The following is a 12,879-nucleotide window of genomic DNA, read 5'->3' on the forward strand; positions in this document are numbered from 1 at the left end:
GCAGGCATCAAGCATAGAAATCAATTCCGCTGTCGTTTGTCGATTCCACCAGCAGACTCATGGCGCGGGCCCCATGCTCTCCCTTCCCCTGGCCGCTGCCGCCGAAAGATCCGCCCTCCTGCCGGCCCTGCTGACCCTGACCGTTGAAGGTCGACTGGCCTTGAGATTGCTGCTGTTGTCCCTGCTGCGCCTGCTGCTGTGACTGTTGTTGCACTTGGGTCTGGCCGAGCTGGATCCCCTGCCCCGCCAGCATGTCCCGCAGACGCGGCATGGCCTGCTCCAGCATCTCCCGGGTCTGGCCATGCTGCACCACGAAGTGGACGCTGGCCTGGTTGTCAGCCCCCATCTGTATCTGGATCTTCATCTTGCCAAGCCCGAGGGGATCGAGCTGGAGCTCCGCCTGCTGCAACTTGTCCGTCAGCATCAGGTTCACCTTCTGGTGCAACTGCTCAGGTGCTTCCGGTGTGGCCAACTTGAGGTGCGGCAGGGTCTGAGCCTCCCGCCTGGCCGCTACTTCGGCCGCCGGCCTGCTCTCGCCGGGCTGGGCCTGTGCATGCTGCGGGGCCGGTGTCGATTCGCTCTGCTCGACCGACTTGGTTTCCAGCGCAGGCGTACCGGGCTCATCCAGCTTTGACTTCATGTCGGTCTGCTTGAGCTCGACGGCCACCCTGGCCGCGACTGCGGGCTCGGCCTCCATCTGCTGGATACCGGCCGACAGGGCCGTCAGCGAGGCTTGTGGCCCCTGAGATTCGTGGCGCGCCAGGATCTGCGGCGCCGTCGTCAGCACAGGCTCGGGATCCACGCCGGCGGGCGCCCCGCTCCCGGCGGCGACCTGGGTGGCAGCCTGGGTTTCGGACTTGGCTGCCGGCGTCTGTCCCGGTTTGGCCTCCGGCTCGGCGGCCGCTCTGGTTTGGCTGCTCTCATCGCCGGACTTGCCGCCATCCGGGGTGGCATTGGCGCTGGCGTCACTCTGGGTATCCACCCTGACCAGCCCCTCGCCAAAGGCCTTGGCCGCACTCGCCTGGGCGCCTTGAGTTGACTGAGCACCGTGCGCGCCTGGCGTTGCCTGGGCGCCATGGGCAGCGTGCTCAGTTGAGATGGATTGCGCCGACTTGCCCGCCGTGGGTGACTCGCTCGCCTCTGCCACCGGCGCGGCGTCCGTTTGAGCGGGGCTCACCTTGGCCAGCAAGGCGGCCCGCTCCTGACCGGACAGCGGCTGTGGGGCGGGTTTCGGCGCGACAGCCTCGGGATGCTCGACCTGGGTGGCGGCCTGCGCTTCCAACTGAGCCACCTGAGCTTCCGACTGAGCTGCCGGAGCTGCGAGCTGGCCATCGACAGGCAGAGCCTGAGCCCCCTTGCCGAGTCCGGTAGCCAGCTCACTTCCCTTGTCGCTCTTGCCTGCCTCGCCTCGCGGAGTTGCTGCGCCTTGAGCAAGGGTCTCGCCCGTGCCGCGCCCTTCGGCCACCGGTCGCAGGAGCGTCTGCGGTGTGGCGGCGTCGGTCGTGGCCGCGGGCTTGCCCGCATCAGCCGGTGACACCGGCTGCGACTCGGGCGGCAAGTCGTTGCCGTCGATGACGGGCGCCGTCGGCATCGCCGCCTGAGCCGTCTGGGCCACCAGGGGCGCAGGAGGGACCACCAGGCTCACATCCTGTCTGAGGGAGGCCTGCAACTGCTGCAGAAAATCATCGGGGGGAAGCTCGGTCTCATCGCTCTTGTCAGACGTTGGCGGCGTCGAGGCGGGAGTCCCGTCGGTCGCCAAAGATTTGGCATCCGGCGTCATGGCTGCGGGAGGCTGCTCACCCGTTTGGGCGGCTGGCGCCCCCTTGCCGACGAGCTGGGCCCTGGCCATGGCATCGGCAAACGCGGCCTTGCCACCGTCCTGCAACGGCAGTTCGGTCCCCTCGTTGCCCATGGGGAGCATGGCCGATGCTGTGCCGTTGTCGGCAGGGGTGGCCTGGATGGCGGCCTTGAGCAACTGGGTCTGTATCATGCGGGGATCCCTGACGACAATCCGGTGGCCGGCGACATCGACGTCGCCCCGTCACCGCGTATTTATCACGATGGAGAAAACGGAAGCAAATTACAGGCCAGAATGGTGATAGCGCCGCATGATGGCGTAATCGTCCAGCATCTTCTGCTCCTGACGCTGGGCCTTCTGGCGTACCCGCCCCGCCTGTTTCTCGAGCAGGAGTTCGACCGCCTTGCGTCGCTGCTGGGCCTCCAGCCATTGGGTGCGGCACAATCCCAGCGCCTCGCGCACCTGCAGCACCCCTTCGTACTGCTGGGTCGCCGCATTTTCAAGCTTGCTGATGAAGGCGTGATACTGGCTGTTCTGCTGGGGGGTGATCCCTTGCAGACCCCGATCTGTCCACTGCTGGTGGTAGATCTGGCGGTACTGGTTCAGCGCCTCTTGCTGATCCATGAACAGCTTCAAGTCCTGCTGGGCCTTGGCCAGCGCCATGGCCGCCTGCTGCTCCGCCTCGACCAACCTGGTGGCCAACAATTCCAAGCCTTTACTCATTCCAATACTCCACCCGGTTCATCTCGTCAGCGCATCAGTGGCATGGCCACCATATGCAGGGATTGCAGGCCTTCGTCGTAGGGAATCACCTCGCGCATTTTCTGCTGCAAGAACTGATCCAGATAGGGTTTCTGAATGATGGCCCTGTCGATGCGGGGATCCGAGCCCTGGCTGTAGGCGCCTATGGTGATGAGATCCCGGTTCTGCTGATAGAGGGAGTAGAACTGCTTGAAGGTGCGCGCCAGCTCCATGTGCTCCGGCGAGGTGACCATGGGCATGACCCGGCTGATGGACTTCTCGATGTCGATGGCCGGATAGTGGCCCGCATCCGCCAGCTCCCGCGCCAGCACTATGTGGCCGTCGAGGATGGCCCGCGCCGCGTCGGCGATGGGATCCTGCAGGTCGTCCCCCTCCGTCAGCACGGTGAAGAAGGCGGTGATGGAACCCTGGCCGTCGCTGCCGTTGCCGGCCCGCTCCACCAGCGCCGGTAATTTGGCAAACACCGAGGGTGGATAGCCCTTGGTGGCCGGCGGCTCGCCCACCGCCAGGGCGATCTCGCGCTGGGCCTGGGCGTAACGGGTGAGGGAGTCCATCAGCAGCAACACGTTGAGGCCCTGCTCGCGGAAGTATTCGGCGATGGCGAGCGCCGTCTCGCAGCCCTTGAGCCGCATCAGCGGCGAGGCATCGGCGGGGGCAGCCACCACCACGGCGCGCTCGCGCCCCTCGGCCCCGAGGATCTCTTCGATAAACTCCTTTACCTCCCGGCCCCGCTCGCCGATGAGGCCAACCACCACCACGTCCGCCGCGGCGCCGCGGGTCATCATGCCGAGCAGCACCGACTTGCCGACGCCGGAGCCGGCGAACAGCCCCATGCGCTGGCCTTGCCCCACGGTGAGCACGGCGTTGATGGCACGCACCCCCACGTCCATCGGCTGATGGATGGCCCGGCGGGCGAGCGGGTTGATGCGTTGCTGGGCGAACTGCACCGTCTGGGAGGAGATGATGGGACCGAGCCCGTCAAGGGGCTGGCCTATGCCGTCGATGACCCGGCCGAGCAGGTTCATGCCCACCGGAATGCCGTGATCCTCGGTGATGGGCACCACCCGGGCCCCCGGGATGACCCCCTTGAGCTGTTCGCTCGGCATCAGGAACAGCCGATCGCCGGAGAAGCCGACCACCTCGGCCTCCAGGGCGCCATCCTGGGTATCGATGCGACAGAGGGCGCCGATGGCGGCGCGGCAGCCGATGGCCTCCAGGGTCAGGCCCACCACCCGGGTCAGCTTGCCCGCCACCGGTGGAATGGGGGCGACATCGCGCACCCGGTAGCCTTGCAGCCGATTGAGCAAGGACGCTGTCATCGCGCCTCCAGAGAGAAAGGGGAAAGATGCCGGGTCACAGGGTGACTCGGCATTGTCACACAGGGAAATACAGCACAGCAGCGCGATGCCTCGTAGAGAGCACGGAACATGCCGTTACTCGGCATTGTCGCGCAGGAAGTTGCGCAGCAGCTGATCGATGCGCCCCGAGAGGGTCAGATCTATGCTGGAGAGCTCGGTGGCCAGTTGCAGATCGCCGGGAGAGAGGGTGGGTTCACTGCGCAGGCGCCAATGACGCTTGGCACACTCCTCGGCGCCGAAGGCCTGCTCGACCCGGGCCACATCATCCGGGTGCAACATCAGGGTGACCCCCTGCTCGGCGGCGGGCAGCAGGGAGAGCCCCTGCTTGAGCGCCTCGAGCAGCAGCCTGGGGGAGGTCTCGGCCTCGTGACGAATGAGGGCGCGGGCGAGCTGCTGCACCAGGGCGATGAGCTGTTGCTCCACCGCGCTGTCTTGCTCGCTCAGCGGGTTGGCGAGACGATCCGCCAGTCCCTGCCAGTGGGCAATCTGCTGCTCCACCTGCTCCTGGCCCATGGCGAACCCCTCTTCCCTGCCCTGCTCCAGACCGGCCTGATGACCCTGCTGCAAGCCTTCCAGCTTGCCCTCTTCCAAGCCCTTGGCAAAACCTGCTTCTCGCCCCTCACGCATGCCCTCTTCCCAGGCGGCCTGACGAATGGCTTCCAGCTCTTCTGCTGTGATGCTGGGAGCGGGCTCCTCCTCGGGCTCTTCGATGGGAGCCTCGGCTTCCTGTTCCTGCCGGTACCAGTCCGGGCCAAGCCCCAGGGCATTGACCTGGATCTCGGACTCGACTTCCATCTCGGGCCAGCCCCAGGCCTGCACCTGACTCTCATCCTCTTCGGGCCTGACATAGCCGCGCAGCTTGTTGTTATTCATGCTTTAGAGACGCTCCTCGCGACTACCAGACGACAGGGCAACATAATCCCACGTTTAGGCTGCATGGCTTAGAGGAATTCCTCGCCACCACCGGAGCCCAGCATGATCTCGCCCGCATCCGCCAGACGGCGGGCGGTGGAGAGGATTTCCTTCTGGGCCGCCTCCACTTCGGAGACCCGGATCGGCCCCATGGCCTCCAGATCGTCCGCCAGCATCTCGGCGGCCCGCTTGGACATGTTCTTGAACACTTTTTCCCGCATCTGATCGTCGGAGCCCTTGAGCGCCCGTTGCAGCAGATCCCCCGGCACTTCCCGCAGCAGGGTCTGGATGCCCCGATCGTCCACGTCGATCAGGTTCTCGAACACGAACATCAGATCCTGGATCTGCTGGCTCATCTCCTCGTCCGAGTCGCGGATGGAGTCCATCAGCTGGCCTTCGATGTTGGTGTCCAGGTAGTTCATGATGTTGGCGGCGGCCTTGAGGCCACCCATCTTGGCGGCCTGAGCACCGGCCGCGCCGGCGAACTGCTTCTCCATGATGTCGTTCAATTCCTGCAGCGCCGCCGGTTGTACCTCTTCGAGGTTGGCGATGCGCATCACCAGATCCAGGCGCACCTGCTCCGGGAACTGGCTCAGGATCTCAGCCGACTGCTCCGGCTCCAGGTAGGACAGCACGATCGTCTGGATCTGCGGGTGTTCGTTCTGGATGATGCTGGCCACCTGGCGCGCATCCATCCATTTGAGGGAGTCGAGACCACGGGCTCCGGACCCCAGGATGATCTGATCCACCAGGTTGCTGGCCTTGTCCTCGCCGAGCGCCGCCACCAGGGCCTTGCGCACGAAGTCTTCGCTGCCGATGCCGATGTTGGTGTATTTCTGGATGTCTTCGATAAATTGACGGTGCACCGCCGCCACCCGATCGTGACTGAAGTCCGACATGGAGGCCATGGACATGCCGAGCCGCTGCACCTGCTTGGGTTCGAGGTGGCGGAAGATCTGGGCGGCATCCTCTTCGTTGAGGCTCAGCATCAACAGGGCCGCCATCTCCATCCCGGGCATCTGATCCAGGATCTGGCGCTGCACATCGGTAATCTCGTTACCGGTGATTTGGTTTTTCTTCTCTTCAGGCATCTCGGTTCGTTACCCATTCTTTAATGACCTGAGCGGCCAGATCCGGTTCATTCGCCACCAGCGCACGCACCGCCTTGAGCAAGTCTTCGTCGCGGTGCAGATCCGGCAGTTTCAGATGACCGTCACGCACCCCGAACACGGGTTCGGCTTCCGCTTGTGCCGCCAGCAGGCTGAGCTCGTCATCCCCACCCAGCACTATGCTGTTGTCCAGATCCAGCTCCCCTTCCGGACGTGCATCCGGGTAGAGCAGGCGCTTGAGCATGGGCCGCACCACGGTCACGATCAGCACTATGATGACCAGCACCGAGGCGGCGATGCGCACCGCACGCCAGAACCAGGGCTCCTCGTAGAGGGGGGTATCGGCCATGGCCTCGAGTTCGGGGCGATTGAACGGAATGGCGACCACTTCCAGGGTATCCCCCCGGGTCACATCATAACCGAGGCCACCGCTGAGCAGGCGACGCAGGGTATCAAGCTCGGCCTGGCTGCGGGCCTCCCGGGTGACGGCACCCTCGGCGCCCGGGGTGGCCTTGTAATCCACCGCCACCGACACCGTCATGCGGCGAATGCCGCCCTGCTGGCGCCGGATATGGCTGACGGTGGTGTCCAGTTCGAAGTTGCGGGTCGCCTCCTTGCGGGAGCGGCCACTGGAGGCGGATTCCCCATCGGCGCCCGTCGCCTGCTGGGGAATGCTGGAGGCGGCGGGAGGCTGGTTGGAGAGCGCACCGGGTACGCCGCCATTGCTGCCCGTGCCGCTGTTGTCTTCCACCGTCATCTCGGAGCGCACGGCGGGCAGGTCAGGGTTGTAGGTCTTGCGGGTCTGCTCCTGCTGGGAGAAATCGAGGGAGAGATCTACCTCTGCTGTATAGTTGTCGGCGCCCAGCACCGGGATCAGGATGGCGTCAATTTTTTGTTTGTACTCCAGCTCCTGCTTCTGCTGCATCGCAAACTCCTTGCGAGTCTGGGCGGAGAGCGGGTCTTGGGAGCCGGAGTTGAGCAGGCGACCGTTCTGATCGGTCACGGTGACGCGGGTCGGTTCGAGGCCGTGGACGGCGGAGGCGACCATGTCGACGATGGAGTCCACCTCCCCCTGACCGAGGGCGCTGCCCTTGAGGCTCAGCACCACGGTCGCGCTGGGTTTGCGCTCGTTGCGGGCAAACACGTTGTCTTTGGGAATGGCCAGCAGCACCTGGGCCTTGGCCACGTTCTGGAACTGCTCGATGGCGCTCGCCAGCTGGCGCTCGCGGCTGAGCTTGAGACGCTCCCCCTCCATGCGCTGGCTGACGCCGAAGCTGGAGTCCTTGAGCAGGATCGACTCGCCATCGTTGCTGACGTCGCTATTGCCGGCCAGCCCAGCCCGGGTCAGACGCAGGCGGATGTCACCATAGTTCTCGGCGCTGACCAGCACGCTCTTGCCATCGACCTGATAGGGGATCTTCTGCTGATCCAGATAGTCGAGGGTGGAGACCAGCTCCTGGGTGCTGAAGGTGCCGAGGGGACGCATCTCCGGCTCCTTGCCCCACAGCAAGATGAAGACGGCGATGGCCAGACAGATGGTCAACCCCAGGATCAGGGTGATCTGGCGCAACACATCGGTGTTGGATAGGAAGCCCAGCGCCGAGCTCTTCTGCTCGTGCTCGTCGAGGGCTGCGCCCCCCTCGCTGTTGATCAGCAGGTCGCCGTTTTGATCAGTTGCCACGAGTTAGGTCCTTATTGCTGACATGTTCACGGTGTATTGACCCTTATACCGGCATGTTCATGATGGTCTTGTAGGCATCGACCATCTTGTTACGCACCTGCACCGTCGCCTCGAAGGCGATGGAGGATTTCTGGCCGGCGATCATCACCTCGGACAGGTCCACCGACTTGTCACCCATGTCGAAACGGGTGCGCAGATCATTGGCGCCGCCCTGCAGCTCGTTGACGTTGTCGAGCGCCTGTTGCAGCATCTGACCAAAATTCGAGCTGACCTGACGGCCTGGCTGGGTCAGCGGCGTGGCGCCCGCCTCGATCTTGAGCGACTGCATCTCTTGCATCAGGCTGCTTGCACTTATTTCCATCTTCCATCCCCAGACAAATCATTGACGCTGACAGCCACTAAGCAATTAGAGTGCCAATGAATGCAGATCCTGTGAGACGCGGCGGCGAGTGGTCAGGATTTAGACGAACCTGGCTCCGTGGTGGGCCCGGGACGGGGGAAATTTCATGAACATGAGCGGATCCTGGGCATAAAAATGGCCCGCATCAGGCGGGCCAGGATAACAGCGGATCTTGACGCTTACTGGGTCAGATCCTCGTCGATCCAGTATTTGGATCCCGTGATGCTGATGCCGTACATCAGTCCCTTCTCACCTATCTGGTAGATGGCCATGCCACCGTTGTAGCCGGTATCCAGGGACGCGCTCTCCTTGCCGGCCACCACCCCGGCATCCGAGGTCGCCTCCCAGCCCTTGTTCACGAAGTCGTCAAAGGTCTTCTTGGTCTCAAACAACATCACCTGTTGATAGAACTTGCCGCCGAAGCCGCTCGCCATGCCGGCGCCGAACATCTTCATATAGGTGTGCTTGTTGCTAGAACGATTGACTGCTACCCCGGCGCCCTGGTTGGTGTGCACCATCAGGGAGAACTTGCGCGAATCGAACACCGCGTAGCCATATGCCTTGTCAAACAGCAGCTTGGCAGAAGGTTGCTCGTTGAACAGCCGCACCAGCGCGGTGTCGGCCATGGTGTCGAGGGCGGTGCGGGCCTCCGTCGGTGTCTTGGGTTCGAGCATGGTGTCGAGCTTCTTGTCGGCGCTCGCCAGCCACTCCTTGCTGGTAGCGGCACTCTCCGCCGTCCAGGCTCCGGCCTTGTTGTAGGCGTCAGCCCCCCAATCCGAGACGCTATTCCAGGCCTCCTTGCTGCCTTCTGCTACCGCGCTGCCCAACTCGGAAGCAGCGGACTTGATATCATCCCACCCTGCCTGTGCCTGGACCGTGGTGAGAACCAGGGTGGTGGCCAGCGCCAGATACCGGATCTTCATGTTTATTGCTCCTCAAACATCACTCATGAACATGAGCTGATTATCGAAGCTCGGCGGTTGCAATTAAAGGCCGAGCGCCGCTTCGTTCAGCGCCAGTCTAAAAAACGGCTATTTAGTGGCTCAGTTGAGGGCGATTTGTCTCGTTCGCCCACCGCAAGGCAGCGTTCTCAACAAGGGCTCCTGCTGCCATGTCGACATAATATCCAGTACCACCTCTATGGCTGTATAGTTTTTGGTTAGCCATTCCGGTAAAATCCGCGCCCTTAAAGAAGAGCCACCTAAGAGTGATTGAGCGATGTCCAACACAAAACAGGCCCCCAAAGTAGGATTCGTCTCCTTGGGTTGCCCCAAAAATCTGGTCGATTCCGAGCGTATCCTGACCCAGCTGCGTACCGAAGGGTACGACGTGGTGCCCAGCTATGACGATGCGGAGCTGGTGGTGGTCAACACCTGCGGCTTCATCGACAGCGCGGTACAAGAGTCGCTGGAAGCCATCGGCGAGGCCCTGGCCGAGAACGGCAAGGTCATAGTCACCGGCTGCCTCGGCGCCAAAGTGGATCAGATCCGCGAGATCCATCCCAAGGTGCTCGAAATCACCGGCCCTCACGCCTATGAAGAGGTGCTGGGGCACGTCCACAAATACGTGGCCAAGCCCACCCACAACCCCTTCACCAGCCTGGTGCCAGCCCATGGTGTCAAGCTGACCCCCCGTCACTACGCCTATCTGAAGATTTCCGAAGGCTGCAACCACCGCTGCACCTTCTGCATCATCCCCTCCATGCGCGGGGATCTGGTGAGCCGTCCCATCGGCGAGGTGCTGGCCGAGGCCAAGCGCCTGAAAGAGGCCGGCGTCAAAGAGATACTGGTCATCTCCCAGGACACCTCCGCCTACGGCGTGGACGTCAAGCACCGCACCGGTTTCTACGACGGCATGCCGGTCAAGACCAGCATGGTGGCCCTGTGCGAAGAGCTGGCCAAGCTCGATATCTGGGTACGCCTGCACTACGTCTACCCCTACCCGCACGTGGATGACATCATCCCGCTGATGCGCGATGGCAAGGTGCTGCCCTACCTCGACATCCCGCTGCAACACGCCAGCCCGCGCATCCTCAAATTGATGAAGCGTCCGGGTACCGTCGAGCGCACCCTGGAGCGCATCCTGAAGTGGCGCGAGATATGCCCCGAGATCACCCTGCGTTCCACCTTCATCGTCGGCTTCCCCGGCGAGACCGAAGAAGAATTCCAGATGCTGCTGGACTTCATCGACAAGGCGGAACTGGATCGCGTCGGCTGCTTCAAATACAGCCCGGTCGAGGGTGCCAAGGCCAACGAGCTGCCGGATCCTGTGCCGGAAGACATCCAGGAAGAGCGCTTCCAGCGCTTCATGGAGCTGCAACAGCAGGTCTCCATCCGCAAGCTGGCCCGCAAGGTCGGCAAGGAGATGACGGTGTTGATCGACGAGGTAGACGAAGAGGGCGCCACCGGTCGCTCCTTCGCCGATGCCCCCGAGATCGACGGCCTGGTCTACTTGAACGGTGAGACCGGCCTCAAGCCCGGCGATCTGGTCAAGGTACGCATCGACGAAGCTGACGAATACGACCTCTGGGCCAGCCTGGTAGAGTAAGCACATCTATCGCCAGCGGCGCCCGCCATAGGTGCCCGGACAAGAGCCAGTCAGCCAAGCTGACTGGCTTTTTTGTTGCCCCTAGAAAAGAGCGCCCGGTGAGAAGGCTCAGTTATTGAGCCCGCCCCTGTCCGAGTGAACATGGCCTCTCATGAGTCAACTCCGGCGTCCTAGCCGGGGGATGGGGCAGGCCTTCTCCCTCAGTGAGCCAGCGCACACTTCTGCATCGCGTTCCGGGTTCTTGTTTCAATCTCGAAAAAAAGCCACCGGATGGAATAAAAAATGAGCACGATCCAGTTCACACAATCGCTTTTAGCTGGCAACAAAGAGTGACTTGATGCTCTGTGCTAATTAACATAAAAGGTTAATTTTAAAGGATTAAAAATACAAATTGACGAGAATGACGAGACGACGCACGTTTTTACGATATCGACGAAATGAACAGTTGTTGTTTTCCTGTTAATTCTGCTTTTCTAGTGGTGTTGGACGACACAACTACAAGGGTTCAAAACCTGACCAACACAGAGGGCCGACATCCAAGCATGCGATCTCGGCGCTCCATTCCAAAGATGGAAGACCCAATAAGAAAGGAAAACATATGCTTGCCAAAGTATCCAAAATCGCTACCTCAGTCATGCTGGGAACCCTGATGCTCGGTGCCGCCGGTACCGCCATGGCCGCCGAGAACAAAACGGTGCTGACCCTGGTTGCACAGCAGGAGACCGCATGGGTCAAGAACTTCAACCCCTTCCTGCAGGCCGGTCTGCTGCACACGACCCGTCACTTCATCTATGAGCCACTGGTGATCTTCAACGATATGCAGGGTGGCAAACCCGTCTATCGTCTGGCCACCAACTACGCCTTCAGCGATGATCTGAAGTCCGTCACCTTCGATCTGCGTGACGGGGTCAAGTGGTCCGATGGTGAAGCCTTCACCGCCGACGACATTCTCTTCTCCTTCAACCTGGTCAAGGCCAACAAGGCGCTGGATGAGCGCTCCATCTGGACTCAGATCAAGAGTGTCGAGAAGCTCGGTGATCACAAGGTCAAGTTCGACCTGACAGAAGTCAACACCAACGTGGTGAACGACCTGGTGCTGGTGCCCATCGTGCCTGAGCACCAGTGGAAGTCCGTCAAGGATCCGGTCGCCTTCACCAACGACAAGCCGGTCGGTACCGGTCCCTTCACCGAAGTGGACAACTTCTCCGCCCAGCTCTACACCCAGTGCCGCAACCCGCACTACTGGGACAACGCCAGCCTCTCCATCGACTGCATCCGCATGCCGCAGATGGCCACCAACGACCAGGTACTGGCCGCTGTGATGAAGGGTGATGTGGACTGGTTCGGATCCTTCGTGCCGGACATCGAGCGCCTCTACGTCGGCAACGATCCGAAGAACAACAAGTACTGGTTCCCCGCCTCCGGCACAGTAGCGTTCAACGTCAACTTCCAGACCAAGAACCCGGGCAACCACGAAGCCTTCAACGACATCAACTTCCGCCGCGCCTTCTCCATGGCGATGGACCGCCAGTCCATGGTGGACATCGCGGGCTACGGCTACCCGACCGTCAACGAATACCCGTCCGGCCTTGGCAAGGCATTCGCCTCCTGGGACAACCCGGATGTCGAGAAGAAATACGGCAAGTTCAACAAGTTCGACCTGGAAGGTGCCAAGGCACTGCTGAAACAGGCCGGCTACAAGGACTGTGACGGCGACAAATTCCTCGACACCCCGAGCTGCAAGAAGATCGAGTTCAAGGTGCTGGTACCGAACGGCTGGACCGACTGGGTCAACACCGTCCAGATCGGGGTTGAAGGCCTGCAGGCACTGGGCCTGAACGCCAAGACCTCTACTCCGGAAGCCACCGTCTGGACCGAGAACCTGATCACCGGTGACTTCGACGTCGCCCTGCAGGGTTACTTCGCCGGTGCCAACCCGCACAAGTACTTCGAGACCGCCTTCCACTCCCGCAACATGGGTGAGCGCGGCAACCGCTTCGCGGCGCCACGTTACAAGGATCCGGCCCTCGACAAGCTGATCGATGACTTCACCCAGACCGCCGATGCGGCCAAGCAGAAAGAGATCATGTTTGCCATCCAGGAGCGTGTCGGGGCCAACCAGACCATCATCCCGGTGTTCAACAACCCGACCTGGTACGAATACAGCACCAAGCGCTTCAATGGCTGGTTCAGTGCCGACAACCCGGTCGCCAAGCCGCAACTGCACCCGGACACCCCGGAGCGTCTGCTGCACGTGTTGTCACTCAAGCCAAACAGCTAACCACCTCGGCCCCCTGCGGGGGGCCCTCTTC

At 62.1% G+C, this 12,879-nt stretch carries 10 protein-coding genes; 2 read left to right on the forward strand and 8 right to left on the reverse strand.

Annotated elements, in window-relative coordinates:
• Positions 1-7: 7 nt before the first annotated feature.
• The 8 genes from BN1124_RS12340 to BN1124_RS12375 form a co-directional block, all read right to left on the reverse strand.
• Entirely contained in the window at positions 8-1,990 is a 1,983-nt protein-coding gene (locus BN1124_RS12340; RefSeq protein WP_042642259.1) for a flagellar hook-length control protein FliK, read from the reverse strand.
• Positions 1,991-2,080: 90 nt separating this feature from the next.
• Positions 2,081-2,521, reverse strand: coding sequence for a flagellar export protein FliJ (fliJ, locus tag BN1124_RS12345; protein ID WP_042642260.1), 441 nt, complete (start codon positions 2,519-2,521; stop codon positions 2,081-2,083).
• Between the two features lie 26 nt (positions 2,522-2,547).
• Positions 2,548-3,879, reverse strand: a complete 1,332-nt coding sequence (gene fliI / locus BN1124_RS12350; RefSeq protein ID WP_033130813.1) for a flagellar protein export ATPase FliI — start codon at positions 3,877-3,879, stop codon at positions 2,548-2,550.
• A 114-nt stretch (positions 3,880-3,993) separates the two neighbouring features.
• Positions 3,994-4,791: a flagellar assembly protein FliH gene (gene fliH, locus BN1124_RS12355; RefSeq protein ID WP_042642263.1), complete on the reverse strand. Its 798-nt coding sequence runs from the start codon at positions 4,789-4,791 to the stop codon at positions 3,994-3,996.
• 68 nt (positions 4,792-4,859) lie between these two features.
• The gene (fliG, locus tag BN1124_RS12360) at positions 4,860-5,921 is read right to left on the reverse strand and encodes a flagellar motor switch protein FliG (protein ID WP_033130811.1); all 1,062 of its coding nucleotides are present in this window, start codon (positions 5,919-5,921) and stop codon (positions 4,860-4,862) included.
• On the reverse strand, positions 5,914-7,620 hold the full coding sequence (gene fliF / locus BN1124_RS12365; protein WP_042642264.1) for a flagellar basal-body MS-ring/collar protein FliF: 1,707 nt from the start codon (positions 7,618-7,620) through the stop codon (positions 5,914-5,916). Before fliF ends, fliG begins: the two co-directional genes overlap by 8 nt.
• Before the next feature lie 43 nt (positions 7,621-7,663).
• On the reverse strand, positions 7,664-7,981 hold the full coding sequence (gene fliE / locus BN1124_RS12370) for a flagellar hook-basal body complex protein FliE (protein ID WP_042642266.1): 318 nt from the start codon (positions 7,979-7,981) through the stop codon (positions 7,664-7,666).
• 218 nt (positions 7,982-8,199) lie between these two features.
• Complete coding sequence (locus BN1124_RS12375) at positions 8,200-8,943, reverse strand: lipid-binding SYLF domain-containing protein (RefSeq protein ID WP_042642268.1); 744 nt, start codon at positions 8,941-8,943, stop codon at positions 8,200-8,202.
• Between the two features lie 295 nt (positions 8,944-9,238).
• Here BN1124_RS12375 and rimO point away from each other — a divergent pair, with 295 nt between their 5' ends.
• The gene (rimO, locus tag BN1124_RS12380; RefSeq protein WP_042642269.1) at positions 9,239-10,567 is read left to right on the forward strand and encodes a 30S ribosomal protein S12 methylthiotransferase RimO; all 1,329 of its coding nucleotides are present in this window, start codon (positions 9,239-9,241) and stop codon (positions 10,565-10,567) included.
• Between the two features lie 598 nt (positions 10,568-11,165).
• Positions 11,166-12,848, forward strand: coding sequence for an ABC transporter substrate-binding protein (locus tag BN1124_RS12385; protein WP_042642271.1), 1,683 nt, complete (start codon positions 11,166-11,168; stop codon positions 12,846-12,848).
• Positions 12,849-12,879: the final 31 nt, after the last annotated feature.

It is taken from the genome of Aeromonas eucrenophila, from assembly GCF_000819865.1.
In the GTDB taxonomy this organism is placed as follows: Bacteria; Pseudomonadota; Gammaproteobacteria; order Enterobacterales; family Aeromonadaceae; genus Aeromonas; species Aeromonas eucrenophila.